General features: G+C 66.6%; 23 protein-coding genes and 1 pseudogene. 7 read left to right on the forward strand and 17 right to left on the reverse strand.

Features of this window, described 5'->3' with window-relative positions:
• Both AC1DE3_RS21485 and AC1DE3_RS21490 read right to left on the reverse strand, forming a co-directional pair.
• A pseudogene (locus AC1DE3_RS21485) lies at positions 1-310 on the reverse strand (hypothetical protein); the annotation flags it as partial.
• A 14-nt stretch (positions 311-324) separates the two neighbouring features.
• Positions 325-2,127 (reverse strand): sensor histidine kinase, encoded by a 1,803-nt coding sequence (locus AC1DE3_RS21490; protein WP_441510989.1) that lies wholly within the window; start codon positions 2,125-2,127, stop codon positions 325-327.
• A gap of 325 nt (positions 2,128-2,452) precedes the next feature.
• On the opposite strand from AC1DE3_RS21490, the gene AC1DE3_RS21495 reads away from it, so the two are divergent.
• Both AC1DE3_RS21495 and AC1DE3_RS21500 read left to right on the forward strand, forming a co-directional pair.
• Positions 2,453-2,719, forward strand: a complete 267-nt coding sequence (locus AC1DE3_RS21495) for a hypothetical protein (protein WP_441510988.1) — start codon at positions 2,453-2,455, stop codon at positions 2,717-2,719.
• Between the two features lie 103 nt (positions 2,720-2,822).
• On the forward strand, positions 2,823-3,251 hold the full coding sequence (locus AC1DE3_RS21500) for a SufE family protein (protein WP_441510987.1): 429 nt from the start codon (positions 2,823-2,825) through the stop codon (positions 3,249-3,251).
• Positions 3,252-3,257: 6 nt separating this feature from the next.
• On the opposite strand, the gene AC1DE3_RS21505 is transcribed toward AC1DE3_RS21500, so the two are convergent.
• The 3 genes from AC1DE3_RS21505 to AC1DE3_RS21515 form a co-directional block, all read right to left on the reverse strand.
• Complete coding sequence (locus AC1DE3_RS21505; protein WP_476852776.1) at positions 3,258-4,055, reverse strand: DUF6456 domain-containing protein; 798 nt, start codon at positions 4,053-4,055, stop codon at positions 3,258-3,260.
• Positions 4,052-4,417: a helix-turn-helix domain-containing protein gene (locus AC1DE3_RS21510; RefSeq protein ID WP_441510985.1), complete on the reverse strand. Its 366-nt coding sequence runs from the start codon at positions 4,415-4,417 to the stop codon at positions 4,052-4,054. Before AC1DE3_RS21510 ends, AC1DE3_RS21505 begins: the two co-directional genes overlap by 4 nt.
• A 206-nt stretch (positions 4,418-4,623) precedes the next feature.
• Positions 4,624-5,040, reverse strand: coding sequence for a Ros/MucR family transcriptional regulator (locus AC1DE3_RS21515; RefSeq protein ID WP_441511190.1), 417 nt, complete (start codon positions 5,038-5,040; stop codon positions 4,624-4,626).
• Positions 5,041-5,374: 334 nt separating this feature from the next.
• Here AC1DE3_RS21515 and AC1DE3_RS21520 point away from each other — a divergent pair, with 334 nt between their 5' ends.
• Positions 5,375-7,546, forward strand: coding sequence for a S9 family peptidase (locus tag AC1DE3_RS21520; protein WP_441510984.1), 2,172 nt, complete (start codon positions 5,375-5,377; stop codon positions 7,544-7,546).
• On the opposite strand, the gene AC1DE3_RS21525 is transcribed toward AC1DE3_RS21520, so the two are convergent.
• Positions 7,547-8,905 (reverse strand): hypothetical protein, encoded by a 1,359-nt coding sequence (locus tag AC1DE3_RS21525; RefSeq protein WP_441510983.1) that lies wholly within the window; start codon positions 8,903-8,905, stop codon positions 7,547-7,549. It lies immediately after the preceding gene.
• Between the two features lie 288 nt (positions 8,906-9,193).
• Here AC1DE3_RS21525 and AC1DE3_RS21530 point away from each other — a divergent pair, with 288 nt between their 5' ends.
• On the forward strand, positions 9,194-9,793 hold the full coding sequence (locus AC1DE3_RS21530) for a superoxide dismutase (RefSeq protein ID WP_441510982.1): 600 nt from the start codon (positions 9,194-9,196) through the stop codon (positions 9,791-9,793).
• Between the two features lie 69 nt (positions 9,794-9,862).
• Here the strand turns inward: AC1DE3_RS21530 and AC1DE3_RS21535 are convergent, their stop codons facing one another.
• Positions 9,863-11,548 (reverse strand): methyl-accepting chemotaxis protein, encoded by a 1,686-nt coding sequence (locus AC1DE3_RS21535; RefSeq protein ID WP_441510981.1) that lies wholly within the window; start codon positions 11,546-11,548, stop codon positions 9,863-9,865.
• Positions 11,549-11,668: 120 nt separating this feature from the next.
• Positions 11,669-12,502: a ChbG/HpnK family deacetylase gene (locus tag AC1DE3_RS21540; protein WP_441510980.1), complete on the reverse strand. Its 834-nt coding sequence runs from the start codon at positions 12,500-12,502 to the stop codon at positions 11,669-11,671.
• 123 nt (positions 12,503-12,625) lie between these two features.
• On the opposite strand from AC1DE3_RS21540, the gene AC1DE3_RS21545 reads away from it, so the two are divergent.
• Together AC1DE3_RS21545 and murJ are read left to right on the forward strand one after the other, a co-directional pair.
• Positions 12,626-13,657 (forward strand): glycosyltransferase family 2 protein, encoded by a 1,032-nt coding sequence (locus AC1DE3_RS21545; protein ID WP_441510979.1) that lies wholly within the window; start codon positions 12,626-12,628, stop codon positions 13,655-13,657.
• A gap of 115 nt (positions 13,658-13,772) precedes the next feature.
• A complete protein-coding gene (gene murJ, locus AC1DE3_RS21550; protein WP_441510978.1) occupies positions 13,773-15,299 on the forward strand; it encodes a murein biosynthesis integral membrane protein MurJ in 1,527 nt (508 codons plus the stop codon).
• 3 nt (positions 15,300-15,302) lie between these two features.
• Here the strand turns inward: murJ and AC1DE3_RS21555 are convergent, their stop codons facing one another.
• From AC1DE3_RS21555 to AC1DE3_RS21570, 4 genes are all read right to left on the reverse strand, one after another.
• Complete coding sequence (locus AC1DE3_RS21555; RefSeq protein ID WP_441510977.1) at positions 15,303-16,283, reverse strand: NAD(P)H-dependent flavin oxidoreductase; 981 nt, start codon at positions 16,281-16,283, stop codon at positions 15,303-15,305.
• Positions 16,284-16,299: 16 nt separating this feature from the next.
• Positions 16,300-17,172, reverse strand: coding sequence for a branched-chain amino acid aminotransferase (locus AC1DE3_RS21560; RefSeq protein ID WP_441468778.1), 873 nt, complete (start codon positions 17,170-17,172; stop codon positions 16,300-16,302).
• A gap of 126 nt (positions 17,173-17,298) precedes the next feature.
• Positions 17,299-17,616, reverse strand: a complete 318-nt coding sequence (locus tag AC1DE3_RS21565) for an AzlD family protein (protein ID WP_476852777.1) — start codon at positions 17,614-17,616, stop codon at positions 17,299-17,301.
• The gene (locus tag AC1DE3_RS21570) at positions 17,603-18,316 is read right to left on the reverse strand and encodes an AzlC family ABC transporter permease (RefSeq protein WP_441510975.1); all 714 of its coding nucleotides are present in this window, start codon (positions 18,314-18,316) and stop codon (positions 17,603-17,605) included. The genes AC1DE3_RS21565 and AC1DE3_RS21570 overlap by 14 nt, the downstream gene beginning before the upstream one ends.
• Before the next feature lie 126 nt (positions 18,317-18,442).
• On the opposite strand from AC1DE3_RS21570, the gene AC1DE3_RS21575 reads away from it, so the two are divergent.
• The gene (locus tag AC1DE3_RS21575; protein WP_441510974.1) at positions 18,443-19,060 is read left to right on the forward strand and encodes a 4'-phosphopantetheinyl transferase family protein; all 618 of its coding nucleotides are present in this window, start codon (positions 18,443-18,445) and stop codon (positions 19,058-19,060) included.
• Between the two features lie 3 nt (positions 19,061-19,063).
• Here the strand turns inward: AC1DE3_RS21575 and AC1DE3_RS21580 are convergent, their stop codons facing one another.
• From AC1DE3_RS21580 to pheT, 5 genes are all read right to left on the reverse strand, one after another.
• Entirely contained in the window at positions 19,064-19,804 is a 741-nt protein-coding gene (locus tag AC1DE3_RS21580) for a TerC family protein (protein ID WP_441510973.1), read from the reverse strand.
• Between the two features lie 21 nt (positions 19,805-19,825).
• Complete coding sequence (locus tag AC1DE3_RS21585; RefSeq protein WP_441510972.1) at positions 19,826-20,530, reverse strand: TerC family protein; 705 nt, start codon at positions 20,528-20,530, stop codon at positions 19,826-19,828.
• Positions 20,531-20,618: 88 nt separating this feature from the next.
• Complete coding sequence (locus tag AC1DE3_RS21590) at positions 20,619-21,695, reverse strand: tartrate dehydrogenase (RefSeq protein ID WP_476852778.1); 1,077 nt, start codon at positions 21,693-21,695, stop codon at positions 20,619-20,621.
• Positions 21,692-22,603, reverse strand: coding sequence for an alpha/beta fold hydrolase (locus tag AC1DE3_RS21595; protein ID WP_441510970.1), 912 nt, complete (start codon positions 22,601-22,603; stop codon positions 21,692-21,694). The genes AC1DE3_RS21590 and AC1DE3_RS21595 overlap by 4 nt, the downstream gene beginning before the upstream one ends.
• 189 nt (positions 22,604-22,792) lie before the next feature.
• Positions 22,793-25,216, reverse strand: a complete 2,424-nt coding sequence (gene pheT, locus AC1DE3_RS21600) for a phenylalanine--tRNA ligase subunit beta (RefSeq protein WP_441510969.1) — start codon at positions 25,214-25,216, stop codon at positions 22,793-22,795.
• Positions 25,217-25,226: the final 10 nt, after the last annotated feature.

Here is a 25,226-nt window from a genome sequence, read left to right on the forward strand (position 1 = left end):
GCGCAGCGTCCGGGATCGACGCGGGGGCCGGCTCGGCGCGGCGTTCGGCCGCCGCGCGGGGCGGCGCGGCCGGTGCAGCCGAGAGCATCGGCGCCGGATGGCGCGCCTTCTGGAACATCAGCGCATTGGCGACGATCGCACAGGAAACGATGCCGAAGGCGAGAAGCAGGATCGCCCGGCCCGGCCGCCGTCCGACTGTGCGGCCGATCCGCCCGAGCCAGGAGGATTTGCGACGCGCCGGCTGCGCGCGCCGAACCGGGGCGGACAGGGAAGCGCTGGAATGGGCACGGGCGGCCATGGTCACGGACATCGGTCAGCTCGGTTTCAGGCGGTCAGACGGAGTGGTTCTTTGGTTTCGAGCCCCTTCCGCGGGGCGCGCGCGAAAGTGACGATCTTGGCCAGCGGCTCGACGGCTTCAGAGCAGCCGACCGGCAGCCGGATCGAGACCCGCGTGCCGACACCGAGAGCGCTCTCGACAGTCATGCGCCCGCCATGCAGGCCGACCAGGCCACGGACGACCGAGAGGCCAAGGCCGGTGCCCTCATGGTTGCGGTCATAGGCGCCCTTGACCTGGAAGAAGGGATCGCCCAGCCGCGGCAGGTCGGCAGCCCCGATGCCGATACCGGTGTCGGAAACGGACAGGTCGATCATATCGCCGTCGCGGACGATGGCGAGCATGACGCGCCCGCCTTCCGGCGTGAACTTGATCGCGTTGGACAGCAGGTTCAGCACGACCTGCTTCATTGCACGCTTGTCGCCCTCGATCGGCGGAAGAGCCGGGCCCGCGACACGGTCGAGCGCAACGCCGCCGTTCTGGGCGCGCAGCGCCATCAGCGTGCAGCAGTCGCGGGCAAGCTCGGCAAGATCGAGCGGGTCCCGCTCGATCTCCATCGCGCCGCTCTCGATCTTCGAGATGTCGAGCAGGGTGTTGACGACTTCCAGCAGGTGGTGGCCGGACGCATGGATGATCCGGGCGTATTCGAGCCGCTTGGCCGCATCGATCCAGCCGTTCTCCTCGGTCCCCAGCATCTCGGAGAAGCCGATGATGGCGTTCAGCGGCGTGCGCAGCTCGTGGCTCACAGTCGCCAGGAACTGCGCCTTGACGTCATTCGCCCGCAGGGCTTCGGCGTGGCCGCGGTCGCGCTCGTCGTCGGCCGCCCGGCGCGCCGTGACGTCGCGCATCACGCAGACCACGGCTGTTCCGTCCCTCCCCTCGGCCTCCCCGGTGCGATAGGCCTGCATTTCCAGCCAGAGCGAGACTGGCCGCCGATTCTCGCCCTCCCGCGGGACGAAGAGCGTGCGGAAGCAGGCGGTCGCCGCGCCATCGCCGTGGGCGGCATCGCTGAGCGCCTTCAGAAAGAGCGGCCGATCCGCGACATGCACGCGATCGAGCAAGCCGCGCCCCAGCAGTTCGCGGGGCTCCGCGCCAGCGAGAGCGCGCGCGGCGGCATTCGCAAAGACGACGGAACCGTTGGCGTCATGCCAGGTCACGAGATCGCCGACATGATCGAGAAGGAGCTGCGCCCGCGTATCCGCCGCGCGGTGCGCGCGTCGCTCGGCATCGCGCCGGCGCAGCATGATCGCGGTCGCGATCAGCACCTGCGCCAGGGCCACGATGACCAGCATCGACATTGCTTCGCTCGTCCAGACGGCAGGCCCGGCCAGGAGGCCAAGATGCTGCAGGCCGATGGCGGCCAGCAGCGCCGCAACGGCCACCCAGCCCGCCCTCAAGACGAAGTCGCGCGAGCCGAAAAAGGCCGCCTCGACCGGAACGACGACGAGCCACAGCAGCAACGGTGAAGACAGGCCGCCGGTCGCACCGGCGAGCGCGATGATGAAGAGCGACAGAGCCGCCGACGAGATCAGGTGCGCGATGTCGAGCCGGCCGGTGCGAGAGAGCAGCACGACGGCCAGGACGGGAAGCGCCGCGGCCACAACCATGACTGCCTCGAAAGCGCCGAGCGCGCCGCGCCAGGCAAGATAGGCTGGTGCAAGGCTGAGCGCGCCGCCTCCGACGAGCAGACGCGACAGAACGAAGCGCTCGTGGCGCAAACGTTCAGCCGGGTTCGACCGCACCGATGCATGCACCAATGCCGCCGCCTGTGTCCTCAGTGCTGTGATCGCCATACGGAACGCAACGCCTAAAACTCTGCGGACCACCCGTCCGCGTCACGCATCTCGCCATGCGCGGTTTAAGCGGGACTTAAGGCGCAAGCTCCCACATACTCCATCGGAAGCGGAAAAGAAGAATTATCCCAGATTTTTCATGACCTTAACTGAAATTCTGACGTTTCCGCGTCGATATTCGATGTTCGCAGCAGGGTGAATGGAACCTGAAGATCGGCTGTGGCATTCGACTCGCATTTGAGCGTTCGGAATGACGCGTTTTTTCCGGATCTCTGCCTAATCTCGCTTGTCCGGTGCCGAAGGCGCATCAGCGATGGAGATCGAGATGGCTCACTTCCTGCGCAAGGTCGCGATCATCGGGCTGATCGCGGTGAACTCTCCGGTTCACGGCAACAAGCCCGCCGAGACGACGCTGCCGCAGACCGTCCGTCACGCCGTCGAAAGCGCCCAGGCGAGCGCGCGCAACGCTGCCGGTAGCCTCACGGCCGCGCGCGAAGCGGCGGAGATTCTCGCCGGCCTCGATCCGGCGCTGCGCGAGCGCATCCTGAATACCGCAATGACGACCGCGACCGCCAAGCCGGCGACGCGCTAGCAACGCACAAAGAGGCCGGGCTTTACGCGCTTGACGCGGAACTCCCCTCGCGGGAAGAGGTCGCGCGCCCTATCTGAAGGGAACAATCGCGGCCAGGCAGGACATGACAGCAAGCCTCGACGATATCGTCGCCAATTTCGAGCTGCTCGACGAGTGGGACGACCGCTATCGTTACCTGATCGAGCTGGGCAAGAGCCTTGAACCGCTGTCCGAAGCCGCACACAACGATGCCAACAAGGTGCGGGGCTGTGCTAGCCAGGTCTGGCTTGAAGCGCGGCGTGAGGGCGGTCCAGGTCCGCAGACCCTGCTGCATTTCCGCGGCGACAGCGACGCCCATATCGTGCGCGGGCTGGTCGCGCTGGCGCTGGCGATCTTCTCGGGGCGGCCTGCGTCCGAGGTTCTCGCAACCGATGCCTTCGCCATCTACGAGCGGCTGGGCCTTGCCGCCCATCTCACGCCGCAGCGCTCGAACGGCGTGCGCGCGATGATCGACCGGATCAAGCGCGACGCCGGCGCTGCCGCGGCAGGCTGAGCGGCGTCATTCGGCCGCTGCCGGAAAGAGAGCTGGACGAGAGTCCGCAGCCTGCCAGCTTCTGAGGCCGGCCGGCCGCGCAGGGCGAGCCAGCCCGTAATGCGTCGCCAGCGTCGCCAACGCGATGCGGAGCACGACCTTGGCCGAACGCGCCGGCCAGCGTCGCTCCCTCTCGACCAGATCGAGCCCCTTGAGAAAGCCACAGATGTCGATGACCAAACCAGACAGCTCCGGCCCCAGCTTGTCGCAGGCCAGCCTGACCCGCTGACGGGCCGCGAGCGAAGTATCGGACGCGCCTGCCGTGTCGCGGGGCCCCGGGCTCCGCTGTTCCGGCGTCAAGGCGGCGTCCCAGTTCATCGTCGTACGCGGCAGCATCTGGGCCAGCGTAATGTCGGCGCGAAAACGTTCGCCGGCCGCGAATTCCTCGTCAGTCACTTGCGGCTTCCCGTCCTTCCCCGAACGGCGATATAGCCAGAGCAACGGACTCTCGCGCTCATCCAGCAGGGGCCGGCTCGGATCTGCGGCCTGGGGGCCCGTATCCTCAGCCGGCAGGCGAGCCTGCGCCTCCCCACAGAGGGCGAGCCTTGCAGATTTGCCCGCGCCGCTCCAGCCGACGAGACCATCGGCAATCAGCGCGGTGGCGACTTCCGCCGAGGCGTAGCCCGCGCCAAGGCTGGCACCTCTCGCCTCACGATAAAGCGCAATGCGTCCGCATCCCAACGGAGACGCAATCGCATAGCATCCGGGCTGCGCGAGGTGCCGGAGCAGCCGCTGCCGCTCGTTGCGATCCTGTCCAGCGGTCATCGGCGCGCCTCCCTTGCCCGGCATTCCAGCCTGTGCATCACAGCCAGGAGCGCGGCTTCGAGCGCGTTGAGCCCGCATTCGAGGCGCAGATCGTCGCGGCGGTCCTCGACCAGAGCGCAAGCATGCCGCACCGTCGTCCGATCGCGGCCAAAGCAGGCGCCCACACGCGTCAGGCTGAGGCCAAAGGTGACATGGGCAAGATACATCGCCACCTGCCGCGCCAACGCCACCTGCTGGCGGCCACGCGTGGCGCCGCGCAGAGCGGCGAGAGGAACGCGTGCCAGCCCGGCAACCGCGGCCTCAGCCAACCGCGCCCCTGCCGTGGCGCGCAGGGAAGCCTCACTCTCAGCATGAATGTTCATGATATGTTCCCAATTTCAGACGACGCTCACCGCTAGGGAGTCGCCGTCCGAAATAGGATTATATTCTTAAATCCAGACTGACAAGCCTTGGCGGCACGCTATCCCCGGCTCCTGCCACGGGCTGACAGGTATGAAAAAAGCCGCCGGGTGCCCGGCGGCTTCCTCTTTGCCAGATCGTCTGGCCAGCAGACTGGCCGGATGTCGGCTCAGCGGCGCTTCCGGCGCTGCTGACCGAGGCCCATCTTCTTCGCGAGCTGCGAGCGCGCCTCGGCATAGTTCGGCGCAACCATCGGGTAGTCCGGCGGGAGGCCCCACTTCTCGCGATACTGCTCCGGCGACATGTTGTACTGCGTCCGCAGATGTCGCTTCAGCGATTTGAACTTCTTTCCATCCTCAAGGCAGATCAGGTAGTCGGCCGTGATGGACTTCTTCACCGGAATGGCGGGCTTCGGCGCCTCGACCTGAACAACCGGGGCGGCCCCGCCGATGACGCGATTCAACGCAGAATGAACTTCGCTGATCAGAGCAGGTAGTTCAGATGCAGGCACGGAATTGTTCGAAACATAAGCGGAAACGATATCCGCCGTCAGCTCGATGTAATCCGATCCCTCGTTTTCGGTCATGGCGATGTCACTCCTTATCGTTCTTGGCAGCAGTTTTTTCTGAGGATCGCCCGTTTTGCTCTGCCTGTTTTCTGACCAAACTTTGCGATAGCGGATCAAGCACTACCGCGCCCAGAATCGGACAACGCGGACTGATCGAGATAAGCGTTTAGTCCATGCCGACTATTCATGCAAGAGAACAATTCCCAACAATTGAAATTCTGGAAAGCTCTATAATTCAACCCCTGCGCGAGTTCATTTCATTGCACCGCAAAATCAAACACACGATTCCGCAGGCATCTTGCCAGGGCTTGCGCCGCTCTCTACCTGTCGCCGCCCCTATCGGAGAATTCCCATGCGCTCGGATCAGCATCGTCAGGCTCGCGGCACGCCGCCATCCCGCCGCGGCGGCCGGCCGAAGGCGCCAAGGGCCGAGATCAGGCCCAAGGAGACCGTCGTTCATGGCGTGCCCCTGCGCGACGACTATGATTGGCTGCGGGCAGCGAATTGGAAAGACGTCCTGCGCAGCCCCGATGCATTGCCAGCCGACATTCGGGAATATCTCGAAGCAGAAAACGCCTATTGCAAGAAGCTGATGGCGCCGACGCGCGCGCTGCAGCGCGATCTCGTCAAGGAAATGCGCGGGCGGATCAAGGAGGACGACTCCAGCGTACCGCAGCCGGATGGTCCGTTCCTCTACTATTCACGCTACCGCAAAGGCGCAGAGCATCCGCTGATCTGCCGGCGTGCGCGAGGTCCGTCAGATCAGCGGAAGGCGACGCGCGAACAGATCATGCTCGACGCAGATGCATTGTCCGAAGGGAAGGACTTCTTCGACCTTGGCGATACCGCGCACAGCCCAGACCACAAGCTGCTTGCCTGGAGCGCCGATGAAGCCGGCTCGGAATTACATACGATCCGCATCCGTAACCTGGAGAGCGGTGCGGATCTGCCCGATCAGGTCGAGGATACAACCGGTGACATCGTATGGGCGAATGACTCGCGCTCGTTCTTCTATGTCGCGCTCGATGCCGATCATCGTCCGTCGCGCGTGCTGCGCCATCGCCTGGGCACGCCCGGCAGCGCGGACGAACTGCTGCATGACGAAGCGGATGCCGGCATGTTCGTCGATATCGACCGGACGCAGTCCAGCCGTTTCCTGCTGATTACCATCAGCGATCACGAGACGTCCGAGACGCGCGTGGTCGATCTCGACAAGGACGACGCCAAGCCTGCCCTGATCGCGCCGCGTCTCGTCGGGCGGCAATACGCGCTGGAGCATCATGGCAACGACTTCCTGATCCTGACCAATGCCGACGACGCCGAGGACTTCAAGATCGTCAGCGCGCCCCTCTCCGGGCCCGCGCCGGAGAACTGGCACGATCTCGTGCCGCACAGGCCGGGGCGGCTGATGCTGAGCCATGTCTGCCTGAAGGGGCGCCTGATCCGGCTGGAACGCGAAGACGGGCTGCCCCGCATCGTCATCCGCGATCTCGCCAACGGAGTGGAGAGCAGCATCGCCTTCGACGAGGAGGCTTATGGCCTGGGCATGGACCCCGGCTACGAGTTCGACACGGATACGCTGCGGTTCATCTACGCGTCGATGGCCCGGCCGGCCGAAACCTATGACTACAACCTCGCCACCGGCGAGCGGACCTTGCTGAAGCGGCAGGAAATTCCGTCCGGCCATGACCCCGCCACCTACAAGGTGCGCCGCATCTTCGCGACGGCGAAGGACGGCGAGCGCGTGCCGATCTCGATCCTGCACCGCGTCGACACGCCACTCGACGGCTCCGCGCCATGCCTCCTCTACGGCTATGGATCCTATGGCTCGGCGATGTCGGCTTCGTTCCGGACACGGCCGCTCAGCCTGGTCGATCGCGGCTTCCTCTATGCGATCGCCCATGTTCGCGGTGGCACAGACAAGGGTTGGCGCTGGTATCTCGACGGCAAGCGCGAGAACAAGCGCAATACTTTCACCGACTTCATTGCTGCGGCGGAGGCTCTGGCCGAAGCGGGCTTCACCAGCCGCGGCCGCATCGTGGCCGAGGGCGGAAGCGCCGGGGGCATGCTGATGGGCGCGATCGCCAACATGGCGCCGGAGCTCTTCGCCGGTATCGTGGCGGAGGTGCCCTTCGTCGACGTGCTCAACACGATCCTGGACGACACCCTGCCGCTGACGCCGCCGGAATGGCCGGAATGGGGCGACCCGATCCGCGACGTGCAGGCCTTCGAGACGATCCGCAGCTATTCGCCCTACGACAACGTGACGGCGCAGAATTACCCGCCGATCCTCGCCATGGGCGGATTGACCGATCCTCGCGTGACCTATTGGGAACCCGCGAAATGGGTGGCGAGACTGCGGGCCACGATGACAGGCGGCGGGCCGATCATGCTTCACACCAACATGGAAGCCGGCCATGGCGGCGCCGCCGGCCGCTTCGACTCCCTGAAAGAGACGGCGCTGGCCTATGCCTTCGCAATCCAGACGGTTGGCGAAGGCTGGCCGGGCGCCGGTGATGCCTGATCACATGCCCAACCGGCTCTTCTCGCTGGCGAGATAGACTTTGAGCTCGTCCATCGAGGCGAAGCTATATTCGCCGTCGGGGGTGCGCGCCCGGATCGAGCCGTCGGCATAGATGGTGAAATGGGCGTCGCCGACCTGATAGGCGCCGACGACGCCTTCATCGGAAGCGGCTCGCTCCGGCGCGGCAGCCTGATCGTCTTCCGCCTCGTCCTCGACGGCCTCAGCGTGCGTGGCGGCCGTCGTCTGTGCGCCTTCGCCCGGGGCGGCATCTTCCAGAGCGGTTTCGGCGTGAGGTTCGGGATCGGGCTCCACCCCTGCCGGCGCGGGAGCAGAAGCAAACTCCGGCGCCTCCGTCCGCGGCGGCCATGGCGGCGAAGCGGCCTCGGCAGTGGCTTCCTCCGCCGGTGCGGGGGTCTCGAACCATGGCTCCTTGCGGGGCGAGGCCTTGTCCATCCAGGCTTCCGCCTCAGCGAAGGGATCGGTCTCAGGTTCGAGCCTCGGCTCGACCCGGAGACCGGGCTGGGCGGGTTCGTTCAGGTGGCCGGCCAGGCTCTCGCGCAACGCGCTGAACTCGTCGAGATCGGCATCGCGTTCGGCAGGCTTGCCCTCGTCCTGCCCAGCCGGGGGCGTCGTCTCGTGCTCCGGCGAAGGCCCGGCATCAATGTGAGCCGGCTCGACCGCATGCGCCAGCGCCTCATCCTCGCCCATCGGCTGGATCTTCGCGGCGACGATTTCAGCCGGCTCAGGGCTCTCCGTCTCGATCGCAATCGGAGCGTCCTTCGGCTCTTCGGCATGCCCGGACGAGATTTCCTCGAACATGTCGGGGAGCGGCTCCGCAGGCTCCGGGGACGCAGCGTCCCCTTCGCTGCCATGCGGCGGCTCCGTCTCTTCGAGACGCTTTGCCACGAGTGCTCCGAACAGGTCCCGATCCGGGGGCGACGCGCGATCGGCAGCAGGCGCCGCCGTTTCCGGTGCCGGCGCCACGAGCGCTTCGGCCACCGCACCGACAGCGACGGCGCCGGCCGCTGCTCCAACCGCCGCGGGCACGAACGCCGACTGCTTCGCGATGCGCTCCTCGCGCGCAGCCTCCCAAGGCGCGCGGACGGGCTCGGCGGCAGCCTGCGCCGGGTGCACATCCACGCGCATCTGCGCGCCTTCCGCCAGCGACCGCTTGAGCGCGACAACCTCGCGCAGCACCCAGGCGAGCGACAGGAGGATAAGCCCGGTGCCGCTTGCGATCGTACCGATGATGACCTGGGTGAAGCCGCGTTCGAGGACCAGATAGGGCCAGCCGTCATAGATGGCGTAGACGCCGCCGCCGAAGAGAACGAAGCCCAGAACGGTAAATATCGCGATCAATTTCGCATCCTTGGCATGAGCCGCGCCGGCGCTGAAGTGACGCAAAGCCGTGCGACTATCTAACGTATTGAATAAGGGAGAGTTTCCAATCCGGACCGCTTAGGCGCAGGAAATTGGCGCGATTGTGGCCGCCTGTCGAGAAGACATGCGCATTTCGCCGTGGAAGCGGTTGTCGGCCGGCACCGGGAGGCTTAACTATCGCGTGGAATGGCAGGGCCTCCCTGCCCCCGTCCGTCGACGGCAAGCCATTCTCATTCAAGCGATTTTCATAGCCCAAGGAGAGGCCTCATGTCTTTTACTCTTCCTGATCTGCCCTACGCTCATGATGCTCTCCAGCCCTTCATGTCGAAGGAGACGCTCGAGTATCATCACGACAAGCACCATCTCGCTTACGTGACCAACGGCAACAACGCGATCAAGGGCACGGAATTCGAGGGCAAGTCGCTCGAAGAGATCGTCAAGGGCTCCTACGGCAAGAACCCGGCCGTCTTCAACAACGCCGGCCAGCACTACAACCACCTCCATTTCTGGAAGTGGATGAAGCCGAATGGCGGCGGCAAGGTGCCGGGCGCGCTCGAGAAGGCGATCGTGGATTCCTTCGGTTCGGTCGACAAGTTCAAGGAAGACTTCGTCGCGGCCGGTATCGGCCAGTTCGGCTCGGGCTGGGCCTGGCTCGAGGTCAAGGGCGGCAAGCTCGCCGTCAGCAAGACCCCGAACGGCGAGAGCCCGCTCGTCCACGGCGCCACGCCGATCCTCGGCGTCGACGTCTGGGAGCACTCCTACTACATCGACTATCGTAACCGCCGCCCGGACTATCTCAAGGCCTTCCTCGAAAGCCTGGTGAACTGGGAGTATGTCGCGGAGCTCTACGACGCCGCCAAGGCCTGAGTCTGTCGGCAAGCCCAAATGCAGACGGGGCCTCGCGGCCCCGTTTTTTATAGCGGGTCCTGCAGCCGTTCAGGATGCGACGCTGCGCAGGAACTGGTCGACCGTCGAATCGAGACGCTGGGCCTGAGACGAAACCTCGCTGGCGGCGCCGCGCACCTGTTCGGCCGAGCGCCCGGTTTCCTCGACACTATCGGCCAACACGCTGAGATCGCTGGAAACCGAGAGCGAAGACGAACTCGCCATCGCAACGCCGCTGGCGATCTCGCCGGTAGCGATCGCCTGCTGCTCGATCGAGGTGGCGACCGAGTTTGCGAACTTCTCGATCGCATTCATGCGCTCGGCGATGTTCTGGATCGCACCGACGACCTGGCCGGTGGCGCCCTGGATGGCGGCGACCTGGGCAACGATGCGGTCGGTCGCGTCCGCGGTCTGCGCCGCAAGCGACTTCACCTCGGAGGCGACGACGGCAAATCCCCGCCCTGCCTCACCGGCGCGCGCAGCTTCGATGGTGGCATTGAGCGCCAGCAGATTGGTCTGCGAGGCGATGTCACGGATCAGGTTGACGACCTCGCCGATCGCACGCGCCGTCTCGTCAAGTTCACGCACGGAACCCGCCGTATCGCGCGAGGCCGAAGCCGCCTCGACGATCTCGGTGCGGACACGCCGCACCTGGAATTCAACTTCCCGGATAGCCGCACCCATCTCTTCGGCTGCCTGGGCAGCGTTCTCGACGTTCCCGGAAGCACCATGGGCGTTGTCGGCAGCGCGCGCAGCGCGCTGCGACGATTCTGCCGCGACCCGTGCAAGACCGTCGGATGCCTCGCGCATCCGCTCCGCATTGTTCTTGAACGCTTCGAGTGCGAGCCCGACCTCGCTCCGGAACGAGGTGATGGCCATGTCGACGCCCTGCTGGCGCGCGCGCTGCTCATCCTCAGACGCGCTCTGCTTCTCCTGCAGCGTCGCACGCTCGGCGAGACGAACCTTGAGCACGCCGAGCGCACGGGCGATCGCGCCGATCTCGTCGCGCCGTTCCAGCGCATCGATGGGTGTGTCCAGCTTGCCGTCGGAAATGCTGACGATGGATTTCGTCATGCTGCGCAGGGGGCGCATCGTCCGCGACAGCGAGATCCATAGCAGAGGCCCGAGCACGACCAGAATGAGAAGGCCGAGCCCAATGGTGACGAGTTGCTCCCAGGCGGCGCGTGCCACGAGCCGGGTCTTGTCGAAGCGCAAGGCGACATAGCCGATCAGCTTCTGCTGGCCGCCAACGCGCACGGCATGGATTTTGGTCACGAAGACGTCGTCTTCGATTGCGATCTCGTCGCGGCCTTCCAAGGCCTTCCAGGGCTCCTGGCCGACGGCGGCGGTCAACCAGCGAGGTGTCAGCGCGAGACGCGCCTCCTCGGTGCGCCCCGCCGATGCCAGGGCGGACAGATCATCCCCGACCACGCCGGCGTCGAAATCGGGGTCGCGGCGCAACGAGTTCAGGATGTAGCCGAGGGTGTTCGTGTCGCGCGACAGGATGAGCGACGGTGCCGCATTGACCACCATGAGGGTCAGCGCCGTGACCTTCTGATCGAGATCGGCGCGGGTGCGTGCATCGTTATAACGCGCGATCGCCATGACGACGAGGACAACCGTCACCGCGACGATCGCAACGGCGGCAGCGGCGATCTTTCGGCTGAGCGAACCCAGGTCCCGCCCGATCGGCTGCGCCAACTCGCCCGCAACCGAGGCGCGTCTGAACCACGTCATCGCCCCGAACATCCTCGCAATCCGGCGCGCGCATTTTGCGGCAGCACGCCAAGCCAATCCTCCGGCAACATTGGCCGATGCGGGTAAACAAATCGCTTGCGCGTCGGCCCGGAACGCCAGTCAGCCCGCCAGTTCGTGGAAGCGTCGCAACGGCATGTCCGGCGGCGGTTCGAAGGCGGCCAAGGCGGCATGCTCGATGGGCCGCGTCGCGGTGACCGGGTCGAGCCCCGCCAGTTCGGCATCGACGAAACCGGGATGGCACATGACGAGATGCACCTTGCCGGGCTTGATCAGAAAGCGGGCGAGGTCAGCGCTGAAATCGCGATGCGGATCGAAGGGTGCCACGCCCGCGAAGCCGGAGTTGACGCGCAACTCTCGCCTGAGCACCGCGCTGCGGAAACCCGCCGCAAGCCCGGCGATTACGAGCGCCTTGCCGACCGCCACGCCGCGCGCACGAATTGCCGCGATCCGATCGGCCGGATCGCGTACATAGAGCGAACCTGCGGGATAGCGCCGGGCCAGCAAATCGAGCAGCGCCCGCCGGACGCCTGGCAAGACGTGAACATGCTGGTGACCATCGACGAAGTCCGGCGGGCGGCCCATCGCATCCTCGAAAGCGTCGAGCTGTCGCGCGATCTCGCTGGCGATCTCGGCTCTGACCACACCCGAGACCGCAGCGGCACGCGCGACGTCCTTCAACCCCGGCAAGGCGCCGCCGGGTGCAAGGCGCGGCATGGTGGCGATCGGGGCGGCGCAGGTCAGGTTCAGATGCAGGCCGAGATCGGCCGTACCGGCGAAAGCGGCGAGCTTCGGCGCCAGCCGGCGCCAGTGCGGGCGATTGGTCATGGCGCCGGTGGCGGTCAGCCTGCCGCGCGCCAGCAAATCCAGAATCGCGCGGCTGACGCCTTCGGTCATGGCGAAATCGTCGGCGCAGAGGATGAAGCCTTTCGCCATGCCGTTTGTTGTCCCTCGTTCAGCCGGATCGCGGTATAGCGCGGCGGGCTTGTCGGCCGGCAAGCTTTAAGGTTCTGTGCGTCGCGCGTCACCTCGGCGAGGAGGCGCGTGGAAAGGTTGTTCGTGTCGGATTCCGCATCTCAGCCGGTTCAGCGCGCGCCCCGGGCGGCCCGTTGGCCGGAGCTTTCGATCGTCGTGCCCGTGCACAACGAGGCCGAGAACCTGCTGCTGCTGGTCGGCCGGCTGCGCAGCGTGCTCGAAGGTAAGGTGTCCTCCTGGGAAATCGTCTTCGTCGACGATGGCAGCCGGGACGACACGCTGCCGGTCATCCGAGACCTGAACGCCGCCGATCCGCGAATCAGCGCCGTCTCCTTCAGCCGCAATTTCGGCAAGGAGATCGCGATCGCCGCCGGCCTCGACCACGCGATGGGCGATGCCGTGGTCATCATGGATGCCGATCTCCAGCACCCGCCGGAAGTCATCCCGACCTTTCTCGAGAAATGGCACGAGGGCTATCTCAACATCTACGGACAGCGCACCGACCGCGAGGATGAAACCCCGCTGAAGCGCAATTTCGCCAAGGCCTTCTATCGGATCTTCTCCTATTTCGGCGAAACCGACCTGCCGGAAGGCGCCGGCGATTTCCGGCTGCTCGACCGCAAGGCGGTCGATGCGCTGCGCGCATTGCCGGAGCGGGCGCGCTTCTCGAAGGGGCTCTATGCCTGGGTCGGCTTCCGTTCGATCGGCGTGCCCTTCCATGTCGCCGAGCGCGAGCACGGCCAATCCAAGTTCAAATATCGCAATCTGTTCTCCTTCGCCTTCGACGGGCTCTCCTCCTTCTCCACGGTCCCTCTCAAGATCGCGACGTGGTCGGGAGCTGCCATCGCGGTGATCGCCGCGTTCAGCGCGGTCTACTTCCTGCTGCGCACGCTGCTGTTCGGCACCGACCTGCCAGGCTTCCCGTCGCTGATCGTCTCGATCATGTTCTTCTCCGGCATCCAGCTGCTGTCGCTCGGCATGATCGGCGAATATGTCGGGCGCATCTTCGCAGAGGTGAAGCGCCGCCCGCTCTATCTGATCGGCGAGCGCGTCGGCTTCGATGCGCGCACCGTCGACCATCCGCGCGGCGACGCCCTGCCGCCGCTGATCCGTTGATGAACATGACAGGGCGTCATTCTCGGGCTTGACCCGCGAATCTCGTTCAGGAAGAGGCTCAGGCGCCTCACTGTCCCGAGATGCTCGGGTCAAGCCGAGCATGACGAGGTTGCAGATGCTCAGAAACATCCTGTCGGTCGGCGGCTACACGCTGATCTCGCGCTTCACCGGCTTCGCCCGCGACGTCATGCTGGCGGCTGTGCTCGGTGCCGGCGCGATGATGGACGCTTTCTCGGTGGCGCTGCGCCTGCCCAACCATTTCCGCGCCATCTTCGGCGAAGGCGCCTTCAACCAGGCCTATGTGCCGACCTATGCCCATGTCGCCGAGCGCCAGGGCCAGGAGGCGGCGAATCTCTTCGCAGACCGACTTTTCACCGTCCTCCTCGTGATCCAGATCGTGCTGCTGGTGCTGGCGTTGCCGCTGATGCCCTGGCTGGTGGCGCTGCTGGCGCCGGGCTTCGTCAACGACCCCGCCGTCTTCGACCTCGCCGTCGCGCTGACGCGGATCACCTTCCCCTATCTGCTGTTCGTGACCATGGTCACGTTTCTGGGCGCGACACTGAACGCAGTCGACCGCTTCGCCGCCTTTGCCGCCGCGCCGATCCTGTTCAACCTCTTCATCATGGCGGCGCTGGCCGTGCCCTTCCTGTTCCCGAGCGCCGCCTATGCCGCGGCCTGGGGCGTCGCGGTCTCGGGCGTGGCTCAATGGGCCCTGCTCTATATCGCGGCCAAGCGGGCCAAGGTCTCCAGCACGATCGTGCGGCCGCATATGGATCCCGGCGTCCGGCGCTTCCTCAAGACCTTCGGCCCGGCCGTGATCGGCTCGGCCGGGCAGCAGATCGCGATCTTCGCCGATACGATCATCGCCTCGCTCCTGCCGCGCGGCGGCTATGCGGCGCTCTACTATGCCGAGCGGCTCTACCAGCTGCCGCTCGGGCTGATCGCCATCGCGGTCGGCACCGTCGCGCTCTCAGCGATGAGCCGCGCGATCGCGCGCGGCGACGAGGCTGCCGCCAACCGGGCGCAGAACCGCGCCATCGCGATCTCGCTCGTCGCCAGCGCCCCCTTCGTCGCCGCCTTCGTCGCGGTGCCGGAACTGATGGTCGCGGGGCTGTTCCAGCGCGGCGCCTTCGGCGCGCAGGCAAGCGCCGCCGCCGGAGCCGTGCTCTTCGCCTATGCGCTCGGCCTGCCGGCGATCGTAATGATCCGCACGCAGGTCTCCGCCTTCCAGGCCCGCGGCGACACGACGACCCCGATGCTGGTGGCGCTCGCCGCCATCGCCTGCAACCTCGCGCTCAAGCTCCTGCTCTGGCGCGACTGGGGCGCTCCGGGCCTGGCGCTCGCGACAGCGGCCGGCGCCTGGGTCAATCTGCTGGCGCTGTTCGTGCTGGCGCGGCGGCGCGACTGGACGGTGCCCGACCGACGCCTGCCCGGGTTCGCGGCGATCGTCTGCGGCGCTGCGGCCCTTTGCGGCCTCCTGGCATGGTGGGGCGCGCCGCTCGTGATCAAGCTCACGGCGTCCCTTCCCTTCGAGCCGCTGCTGATGGCAGTCCTGCTGATCTCGACCGCCGCCGCGGTGCTCTACGCGTTGCTCGCCATCGGCGGCCTGAAGGCGACGGGCCTGCTGAAGCTGTTGCGCTGACGCTCAGGCGAGGTATCGGCCCGCGCGCCCGAGCAGGGCCGCAGCTTCCGCCGCCATCCGCTCGACGATCTCCGCGGCGCTTGGAATATCGGAGATCAGACCGGCTGCCTCGCCGAATATGACGGCAGCCTTGTCGGGATCGCCCGCCGTCACGGCCTCCCGATAGGTGGGTGCCTCCGTCTCGATAGCGCCCATCAGCTCGGCATCACGCCCAGCCCATTTGGCAATGAAGGCGTTGTTGGAAACGCGGATGTCGAAGGGCTTCGGCCAATCGAGCTGGCGGACGATGTCGGGTAGCGAGGAGCGCACGGTCTCGTCTCCAGTCGCCGCCACCGCGGCCGCATGGTGGCGTTCGTGGACCAGCGCCTCCCGGCTCGCCCAGAAGCGCGTGCCGACCAGCACGCCATCGGCGCCGAGCATCAGCGCGGCGGCGAGGCCGCGGCCGTCCGCGATCCCGCCCGCTGCAAGCAGAAGCGTGTCAGGGCTTTCGCGTGCGATGAGATCGGCCGCTTCCGGCACGAAGGGCAGCGTCGCGCGGCTGGCGCCATGCCCGCCGGCCTCGGAACCCTGCGCGACGACGATCGCGGCACCGGCCTCCAGCCCTTGCCGAACATGATCGAGCGTCTGGCACTGGCAGATCAGCGGCACACCGGCCGCGGCGATCCCGGCGGCGAAGGGGCGTGGGTCGCCGAAGGAGAGCATCAGTGCGGCGGGCCTGTGAGCCAGCGCCTGCGTCAGCAGCTCCGGCTTCCGCGCCATCGACCAGGTGATGAAGCCGCAGCCGACCTGCATATTGCCGGCAGCGGCGAATTGCTGCTCGATCCAGGCGCCCTCGCCATAGCCGCCGCCGATGAGGCCGAGGCCTCCGGCGTTGCTCACCGCGGCTGCCAGCGCCCCGCCGCCTGCCAGCGCCATCGGCGCCGACAGGATGGGGTGGACGATGCCCAGCCGCTCGGTGAGCCGCGTGGCGAGGCGCGCCGTCACGGGGCGAACCGCCTTCTCAGGCGGCCTTGGCCTTGCTGTGCGCGAAGTCCATGTAGAGCTCGCGGGCGCGGCGGAAGAGCGGGCCGGGCTGGAGCGTGCGGTTGTCGATGCGCGTCACCGGCATGCACTTCGAATAGTTGCCCGACATGAAGATCTCGTCGGCCTGCTCGAAATCCTCGTAGCGCAGGCTGCACTCCTCGACCGGCACGCCGCTCTCGCGCATCAGCTTGATGACGCGCTGGCGGGTGATGCCGTTCAGGAAGGTGCCGTTCGGCACCGGGGTCTTCACCACGCCGTCCTTGGCGAGGAAGATGTTCGAGGTCGCGGTCTCCGCGACATGGCCGAGCATGTCGAGCACCAGCGCATTGTCGAAGCCGGCGGCCTTCGCGGCCTTCAGCACGCGGGCGTTGTTCGGATAGAGGCAGCCCGCCTTGGAATCGGTCGGCGCGGTCTCGTAGCTCGGGCGGCGATAGATGCCCTTGGTCACCGAGAAGCCGGCGGTCGGCTGCGGCATCGCCGCCTCGAACAGGCAGAGCGCGAACTGGGTCGATTCCGGATCGGGCATGATGGTGGACGGGCCGTCGGCCTCGGCCCAGTACATCGGCTTGACGTAAAGCGCGGTGCCGGGGGCGAATTTCTTGGCGCCTTCATACATCTTCTCGACGATGAAGTCCGGGGTGACCGTGGGGTTCAGGCCGAGCGCCAGCGCCGAGCGGTTCACGCGGGCGGCGTGCAGATCGATATCGGGCGCGACGCCGTCGAAATAGCGGCCGCCGTCGAAGACCGAGGAGCTCTGCCACAGCACATGGCTGCGCGGACCGACGAGGCCGGGGTTGCCCTCATGCCAGGCGCCATCGAACCAGGTCCACGTCTGAGAATACCATGCCATGACGGCGCTCCATTTTAGCTGATTTTACTGTGACGCACCGTCCTCCCCCCGCCCTTCGTCGTCAACATGCGCCGGTGCATATCGGGATGACGTGATGTGATGGAAGCAATCGGCGCGGGTGATGGATCAGAAGCCGAACGCGCGCAGGGCGGAGATCGCGGCCATGCCGGTCAGCAGCGCCAGCAACTCGCTGCGCCGCAGGATCATGGTGCCGATCGCGACCAGCAAGGCAACGGCCGCGGCCGCCCCGAGGCGCTCGATCAGCGGCAGCACGGTCGCGACAACGATCGAGCCGGGCAGCGCTGCGAGCCCGCGCCGGACATGCGGCGTCAGCGGGATGAAGCTCATCAGGACGACGCCGGCGATGCGGCAGAGATAGGTCGCGATCGCCGTCGCGCCGATGGCGAGGACGGCGCCCCAGGTTCCGGGATCAGGCAGCGTCATCGCGGAACGCTCCCGTGACGGCGCCGGCGAGCGAGCCGACGATGATGAAGGCATAGCCGTCGACGAGCTTGGCCGTGACCAGCGCGACGAGGCCGGCGACGACCCAAGGCACCATGCCGCGCCGGCCACGCCAGAGCGGCACGATCATCGCGGCGAAGAAGATCGGCATGACGAGGTCGATGCCGTAACGGCGCGGATCGCTCACCAGCGCGCCGAGCATGTAGCCTCCGCCCGTCGCCACGACCCAGACCAGCCAGAGCGCAAGTCCAGCCCCGACGAGCACGCCGAGATCGCGCCCGCCCTCGGCCTGGTAGCGTGTGCCTATCAGCCAGTTGGCATCGGTGAAGAAGAACAGGTGGAAGGCGTTGAGCGCCTTGGGGTACTTCGCGAACCAGGGCTGGAGGGACGCGCCCTGCAGCACCATGCGCGCATTGACCGTCGCCGTGACTACGGCAACGCCGACGATGGCGCCCCAGCTCCATTCGGGGCGCCAGAGCTCCAGCGACACCAACTGCGCGACGCCGGCATAGACGAAGGCGCTCATCGACAGCGTCTCGAGCATGGAAAGTCCCTTCGCCGCCGCGGCCGCTCCGAAGGCGACCGCAAAGACGACGATGCCCGGCATCAGCACGGACACCTTGCGTATGCCCAGCACCATGCCGGTGCCCGTGATCGGGGCCCTCTGGGCAGTCGGTTCCATGTTCTGATCTGGCGGCATCGCCCTCCAAAAGGGGAAACACCCAGCGCTCGTCAACGCGCATCACCGGGACGGGCGCATGAATGGCGCGCAGAACGCGACAGCATGCGGCGGTGCCGGTAGAGTCGAATGATGCTCTGGCTCGATTCCGCCGACAGCGCGGCCCCTGCCCTCCCGGCCGTCTGGCTGATCCCAACGGGGGCAAGCCCGCGTAACCTGGCGGAGCGCTCCGAGCTGAGACGTGGAACGGCGCGGCGTTTGCTGGCCCGACAGCTCGGCTGCACGGAAGAGGATGTCGCCATAGCGCATGACCCGGCCGGGCGACCGCTGCTCGGCCTGCCCGCGGCATCGGGGATCGAGCTTTCTGTCGCGACGCGGGCGGGCATTGTTGCTATCGCGCTGGCGCGTCAGCCGGTCGGCGTCGATGTCGAGCGCATCGAAGCGCCGACCGCTCCGCCGCTCGATGTGCTGCATGCCGACGAGCGCAAGCGCCTCGCAGCGATGCCCCTCGCCCTGCGCCCACTCGCCTTCGCGCAGATCTGGGCGGCGAAGGAAGCCTATGTGAAAGCACTCGGCGTCGGCTTCCGGCGAGCGCCGGAGAGCTTTGCGGTATCGCTCCTGTCGGAAACAGCCTTTCGCGTGGACGACCCGTCGCACCCGACACAAGCGCGCGGGCACCTGCGCACCATGAAAAACGGCGGCCAGGAAATCCTGGCCGCCGCAGCAATTGTCCTCGACGGAGGCTGAAGCTCAGCCCGGCTGATCGACCGGCTTGCGCTTCAGCACATAGGCGACGACGCAGACGAAGAGCGCGCCGATGACGGCAGCCGCATAGTGCGGCAGGTTTGCCGGGCCGATGCCGATGGGGCTGACATCGGTCGAAACCGGCTTCACCCAATCCGGCCAGTTCACCTGCAGCCACTGCAGCACCGCAATATCGCCAAGGATCATCTCGCCAGCGATCCAGCCGAGCAGCGCGGCACCGAGCCAGATCAGGATCGGGAAACGCTCGATGATCGAGGTCAGGAGCTGCGCGCCCATGATGATCAGCGGGATCGAGAGCAGCAGGCCGAAGATGAACAGCTCGGCATGTCCGCGCGACGCCGCCGCAATGGCGATGACGTTGTCGAGGCTCATCACGGCGTCTGCGATGGCGATGGTGCGGACGGCTTTCCAAAGGCTCTCGCTCGCCTCGATTTTACCGTGCGATTCCTCCTCGCCGACCGCCAGCTTGATCGCAATCCAGAACAGCAGGACGCCGCCGATCACCTTCAGATAGGGCACGCCGAGCAGATAGGTCACCACCAGCGCGAAGATGATGCGCAGGCCGACGGCCGCACCGGCGCCGAGCCAGATACCGACCTTCTTGCGGTTCTCCGGCAGCGAACGGCAGGCGAGCGCGATCACGACCGCATTGTCGCCGGAGAGCAGCAAATCGATCCAGATGATCTGCAGCAGCGATATCCAGAAGGTGGAGGAGGAAAAATCCATCGGTCAGAGTGCCTCTTTTCGTCAGTGAGCCGGATCGGGCCGGCGCGATTTGATGAAGTAGCCGAGACCGACCACGAGCAAAGCGCCCAGGATCGCGGCCGGATATTCGAGCTTGTGCAGCAACTCCGCGCCGAACCGCTCGACCAGCCAAGGATCGCTCTCGAACATCTCGCCCGCGACCCAGCCCAGCAGCGCAGCGCCGGCCCAGACGAGGATCGGAAAGCGGCTCAGGAGATTGGTGATGAGCGATGCGCCGAGCACGATCAGCGGGATCGAGATGATCAGCCCGGCGACGAGCAGCGGGATCGAATCCTTGGCGACGGCGGCGATGGCCAGCACGTTGTCGAGGCTCATGACGATGTCGGCGATGGCGACGGTCTGCACCGCCTTCCAGAGCTTGCTGCTGGCGGCGACGGAGTTCTCGTCCTGCCCCTCGTCCTCGACGATAAGCTTCACCGCGATCCAGATCAGCAGCCCCGCGCCGATGATGCGCAGGAAGGGCGCGTTCAGCAGCGAGGCGATCAGTACCGTGAAGACGACGCGCAGCACGACCGCGACGCCCGCGCCGAGCGCGATCCCCTTGGTCCGCTGCGCCGGCGCCAGTGCGCGGCAGGCGAGTGCGATCACGACCGCATTGTCGCCCGAGAGCACGATGTTGAGGGCGATGATTTCGGCAAGCTTACCCCACATCCGGGGGTCGACGATGGAAATCGACGAAATATCCATGAGCTCAAATCCGTTCTCAGCCACATGACCCCGGTCGAAGCGGCCGGGGCTCGTCTTGTTGCAACCTGACGTCCCTGTTCGTCGCCGATCAGAGAGCCTGTTCGACCGCCCGGCCGGCGGCCTCCGTTCCAAGCGATCCGCCGAGATCACGCGTGCGGGTGCGGGCATCGCCCAGCGCCCGCTCGATCGCGGCCTCGATCGCCTGCGCCGCCTCGCGCTCGCCGAGATGGTCGAGCATCATCGCGCCCGACCAGATCATGCCGACCGGGTTGGCGATGCCCTGGCCCGCGATATCCGGCGCCGAGCCGTGGACCGGCTCGAACAGCGAGGGATGATCGCCCGTCGGGTTGATGTTGCCGGAAGGCGCGATGCCGATCGTGCCCGTGCAGGCCGGCCCGAGATCGGAGAGGATGTCGCCGAAGAGATTGGAAGCGACGACCACGTCGAAGCGGTCCGGGTTCAGCACGAAATGCGCGGTCAGGATGTCGATATGATACTGATCGACCGCGACATCCGGATAGCTCTTGGCCATTTCCTTCACCCGCTCGTCCCAATAGGGCATGGTGATCGAGATGCCGTTCGACTTGGTGGCCGAGGTCAGCTTCCTGCGCGGCCGGCGCTGCGCCAGCTCGAAGGCGTATTTCAGCACGCGGTCGACGCCGACGCGGCTCATCACCGTCTCCTGGATGACGATCTCGCGCTCGGTGCCGGCATACATGCGGCCGCCGACCGAGGAGTATTCGCCTTCGGTATTCTCGCGCACGACGAAGAAGTCGATGTCGCCGGGCTTGCGGCCCACCAGCGGCCCGGGAACGCCCGGCATCAGGCGCACGGGGCGCAGGTTGACGTATTGGTCGAACTCGCGCCGGAACAGCAGCAGCGAACCCCAAAGTGAGATGTGGTCCGGCACCTGCTGGGGCATGCCGACCGCGCCGAAATAGATGGCGTCGTGACCGCCGATCTTCTCCTTCCAGTCGTCCGGCAACATCTTGCCGTGCTTGGCGTAGTAATCGCAGGAGGAGAAATCGAGCTCGTCGAGCCGCAGCTCGAAGCCGAACTTCTTGGAAGCGGCCTCCAGCACGCGCAGGCCCTCGGGCATGACTTCCTTGCCGATGCCGTCGCCGGGGATGACGGCGATGCGATAGACGCGATTGGTCCCGCTCATGATGCTGCTCCGAAAAAGGCCTTGAATTCCGCGGCAACGAGGTCGGGGACCTCTTCCGCGAGGTAGTGCCCGCCCGGGAGGGCGCGGCCGCGCACATCCTGCGCACGCTCGCGCCACAAGGCCAGAGGGTCGAAGCACTTGCCGATAATGCCGTTGGCGCCCCAGAGCGCGAGCAGCGGCTGCGTCAGTTTGCGGCCCTCGTCCTCGTCGTCATGGCGGATGTCGACAGTCGCGGCGGCGCGGTAATCCTCGCAGGAGCCGTGGATCGTCGCCGGGTCGGCGAAGCAGCGCAGGTAGTGGGCAAGCGCCTCCGGCGCGAAGGGCGTCATCCCGGCCGAGCCCGAGCCGCATTTCTTGCGCCAGTAAGCCTCCGGATCGGCGCCGATCATCCGCTCCGGGAAGGGGGCCGGCTGGATCAGGAAGAACCAGTGCCAATAGGCGCGGGCGAAGGCGTCCGTCGTATGTGCGTACATCTCGCGCGTCGGCGCGATGTCGAGCGTCGCGAGGCGGATGACGCGCTCGGCATGGTCGAGCGCGAGGCGATGCGTGACCCGCGCCCCGCGATCATGGGCCCCGACGAAGAAGCTGTGATGGCCGAGAGCCGTCATCACCTCCGCCATGTCCCGCGCCATGGCGCGCTTGGAATAAGGGGTGTGCTCGGTGTCGGTCTTCGGCTTCTCGCTGTCGCCATAGCCGCGCAAATCGGCGCAGACGAGTGTGAAGCTCCCTCTCAGCCGCTCCGCCACCTTGTGCCAGAGCGCGTGAGTCTGCGGATAGCCGTGCAGCAGCAGAAGCGGCGGCCCCTCCCCGCCGGTGCGCACACGGATGCGCGCGCCCGACGTCTCGACGTCGAGCAGGCGAAAACCGGGAAACAGATTGTCCGCAACGGGACGTTCGGTGAGGCTCATAGGACCGTGGCGATGCAAGAATGCGCCAGCCGATACCCTGAAAGCTCACGGATTGCTTTGGCGGATTATTACATAATCCTGATCAATGGTGGCGCATGCGTCATTCTCGGGCGGAGCGAAGCGCAAACCCCAGAATCTCTGGCAGGAGATGCTCGGGTCAAGCCCGAGCATGACGTGCGCGCCGGACTATCAGCCCCTGAGCGTCGCGCTATAGCGCTTGGCCATCTCCGCAACGATCTTGGCGCCGACCGCCTCGATCTCCGCCTCGGTCAGGGTCTTTTCGGTCGGCTGCAACGTCACCGCGAGCGCGACCGACTTCTTGCCGGCTTCGACACCCGGCCCCTCATAGAGATCGAAGACGCCGACATTGGCGATCAGCGCGCGGTCGGCGCCCTGCGCCGTCCTGGCCATGTCGCCGGCCGCCACCGCCTTGTCGACAATGAAGGCGAAGTCGCGCGTCACCGGCTGGAAGTCGGAAAGAGCGAGCTTCGGCTTGACTTTGGTCGGCTTGTACTTGGGCAGCGGCAGCGCATCGAGATGGATCTCGAAGGCGACAAGCGGCCCCTTGACGTCGAGCGCCTTGAGGATGCGGGGATGGACCTCGCCGAAGGCACCGACGATGCCCTTCGGGCCGAATTGCAGCGTGGCCGAGCGACCGGGATGAGCCCAGGCCGGGCCGCCCGCAACAATCTGCAAACCGCCGGTCGCGATGCCAAGACCGGAGAGCAGGCCGAGGACATCGGCCTTGACGTCGAAGACGTCGACGGGTTTGGCGCCGCCATCCCAATGGCGGCCGACGCCGTCGAGGCGGGCGGTGCCGCGACGCAGCCCGGTCGCCGCGATGAGCTGGCCTTCCGGCTCATCGCTCTTGAAGACCTGCCCGACCTCGAACAGGGCGACATCGGGGAAGCCGCGATCGGCGTTGGCCTGCGCCGCCCGGATCAGGCCCGGCAGCAGAGAGGGGCGCATATCGGAGAGATCCGCGGCGATCGGATTGGCGAGGGCGAGCTTGGGCGAGCCGCCACCGAAGAGCTTGGCCTCGTCATGCGAGATGAAGGACCACGTCACGGCCTCGACGAGACCGCGCGCCGCAAGCGTACGCTTGGCGATGCGCGTGCGCTTCTGCAGCACGGTCAGCACCGGCTTGACGACCTCGCCCTTGATACGCGGCAGCGGCGTCGAGGCGACGCGGTCGAGACCGGCGATCCGGACGATCTCCTCGACGAGATCGGCCTTGCCTCCGACATCGCCGCGCCAGGACGGCGGAGCGACCTTGACGCGGTCACCCGCGCCCGAGACGTGGAAGCCGAGCGAGGTTAGCGCCAGCTCCATCTCGACTTGGGGCAGATCGAGCCCGGTCAGGCGCTTGACCTCGGACCAGGGGAATTCGATGGCGGCCGTGCTGGCGGGCAGTTCGCCGACGAATTCCATCTCGGAGGCTTCGCCGCCGCAGAGCTCGATCACCATCGCGGTCGCGAGATCGAGGCCGGGTCGCGCGAAATCGGGATCGACGCCGCGCTCGAAACGGTAGCGCGCATCCGAGTTGATGCCGAGCGCGCGACCGGAGCGGGCGACGTTGAGCGGGTCCCAGAGCGCGCTCTCGATCAGCACGTCGGTGGTGCCCTCGCTGCTGCCCGAGGCCTCGCCGCCCATGATGCCCGCAAGCGACTCGACGCCATGCTCGTCGGCGATCACGACCTGCTCGTCGGTGAGTGTGTAGGTCTTGCCGTCGAGAGCGAGGATCGTCTCACCCGCCTTGGCGCGGCGCACGGTGAGATTGCCCGTAACCTTGGCTGCGTCGAAGACGTGGAGCGGCCGGTTGCGGTCGAGCGTCATGAAATTGGTGATGTCGACCAGCGCATTGATCGGACGCAGACCGACGGCCCGCAGCCGCGCCTGCAGCCAATCCGGCGACGGGCCGTTCTTCACGCCGCGCACGAGACGCAGGGCGAAGGCCGGGCAGAGCTTGCGGTCCTCGTCGGCGAAATCGAGCGTGACCTTGACCGGGCACGGGAAAGAGCCGCCCACCGGCTGGATGGCTTGCGTCTTGAGCTTGCCGAGGCCGGCGGCTGCCAGGTCGCGCGCGATACCGGCGACGCCCAGCGCATCGGCGCGGTTCGGCGTCACGGCGATCTCGATCACGGCGTCGTCGAGCCCGGCATAGGCCGCATAGGGCTGGCCGACCGGCGCGTCGGCCGGCAGCTCGATGATGCCGTCATGATCCTCGGAGAGCTCTAGTTCCGCTTCCGAGACCAGCATGCCGTTCGATTCGATGCCGCGGATCACGCCCTTGCCGAGCGTGACCTTCTTGCCGGGGATGTAGCTGCCCGGCGGCGAGAACACGCCCTTCATGCCGGTGCGGGCATTCGGCGCGCCGCACACCACCTGCACCGGTTCGCCGGTGCCGGTGTCGACCATGCAAACGCGCAGGCGATCCGCGTTCGGATGCTGCTTCGCCTCGATGACATAGGCGATGGTGAAGGCCGAGAGCGCGGCGGCGCGATCCTCGATCGCCTCGACCTCAAGACCGATGCGGGTGAGGGTTTCGGCGATCTCGGCAACGGAGGCGTCGGTGTCGAGGTGCTCTTTGAGCCAGGAAATCGTGAATTTCATCGCGCTATCG

The sequence above is a fragment of the Allobosea sp. 10L417 genome, from assembly GCF_056395485.1.

What these genes read in the sequence shown, in the direction of transcription:
- AC1DE3_RS21490 (WP_441510989.1), bottom strand. Translation starts at nt 2,127, where the DNA reads ATGGCGATCACAGCACTGAGGACACAGGCGGCGGCATTGGTGCATGCA.
- AC1DE3_RS21495 (WP_441510988.1), top strand. Translation starts at nt 2,453, where the DNA reads ATGGCTCACTTCCTGCGCAAGGTCGCGATCATCGGGCTGATCGCGGTG.
- AC1DE3_RS21500 (WP_441510987.1), top strand. Translation starts at nt 2,823, where the DNA reads ATGACAGCAAGCCTCGACGATATCGTCGCCAATTTCGAGCTGCTCGAC.
- AC1DE3_RS21505 (WP_476852776.1), bottom strand. Translation starts at nt 4,055, where the DNA reads ATGACCGCTGGACAGGATCGCAACGAGCGGCAGCGGCTGCTCCGGCAC.
- AC1DE3_RS21510 (WP_441510985.1), bottom strand. Translation starts at nt 4,417, where the DNA reads ATGAACATTCATGCTGAGAGTGAGGCTTCCCTGCGCGCCACGGCAGGG.
- AC1DE3_RS21515 (WP_441511190.1), bottom strand. Translation starts at nt 5,040, where the DNA reads ATGACCGAAAACGAGGGATCGGATTACATCGAGCTGACGGCGGATATC.
- AC1DE3_RS21520 (WP_441510984.1), top strand. Translation starts at nt 5,375, where the DNA reads ATGCGCTCGGATCAGCATCGTCAGGCTCGCGGCACGCCGCCATCCCGC.
- AC1DE3_RS21530 (WP_441510982.1), top strand. Translation starts at nt 9,194, where the DNA reads ATGTCTTTTACTCTTCCTGATCTGCCCTACGCTCATGATGCTCTCCAG.
- AC1DE3_RS21535 (WP_441510981.1), bottom strand. Translation starts at nt 11,548, where the DNA reads ATGACGTGGTTCAGACGCGCCTCGGTTGCGGGCGAGTTGGCGCAGCCG.
- AC1DE3_RS21540 (WP_441510980.1), bottom strand. Translation starts at nt 12,502, where the DNA reads ATGGCGAAAGGCTTCATCCTCTGCGCCGACGATTTCGCCATGACCGAA.
- murJ (WP_441510978.1), top strand. Translation starts at nt 13,773, where the DNA reads ATGCTCAGAAACATCCTGTCGGTCGGCGGCTACACGCTGATCTCGCGC.
- AC1DE3_RS21560 (WP_441468778.1), bottom strand. Translation starts at nt 17,172, where the DNA reads ATGGCATGGTATTCTCAGACGTGGACCTGGTTCGATGGCGCCTGGCAT.
- AC1DE3_RS21565 (WP_476852777.1), bottom strand. Translation starts at nt 17,616, where the DNA reads ATGACGCTGCCTGATCCCGGAACCTGGGGCGCCGTCCTCGCCATCGGC.
- AC1DE3_RS21570 (WP_441510975.1), bottom strand. Translation starts at nt 18,316, where the DNA reads ATGGAACCGACTGCCCAGAGGGCCCCGATCACGGGCACCGGCATGGTG.
- AC1DE3_RS21575 (WP_441510974.1), top strand. Translation starts at nt 18,443, where the DNA reads ATGATGCTCTGGCTCGATTCCGCCGACAGCGCGGCCCCTGCCCTCCCG.
- AC1DE3_RS21580 (WP_441510973.1), bottom strand. Translation starts at nt 19,804, where the DNA reads ATGGATTTTTCCTCCTCCACCTTCTGGATATCGCTGCTGCAGATCATC.
- AC1DE3_RS21585 (WP_441510972.1), bottom strand. Translation starts at nt 20,530, where the DNA reads ATGGATATTTCGTCGATTTCCATCGTCGACCCCCGGATGTGGGGTAAG.
- AC1DE3_RS21590 (WP_476852778.1), bottom strand. Translation starts at nt 21,695, where the DNA reads ATGAGCGGGACCAATCGCGTCTATCGCATCGCCGTCATCCCCGGCGAC.
- AC1DE3_RS21595 (WP_441510970.1), bottom strand. Translation starts at nt 22,603, where the DNA reads ATGAGCCTCACCGAACGTCCCGTTGCGGACAATCTGTTTCCCGGTTTT.
- pheT (WP_441510969.1), bottom strand. Translation starts at nt 25,216, where the DNA reads ATGAAATTCACGATTTCCTGGCTCAAAGAGCACCTCGACACCGACGCC.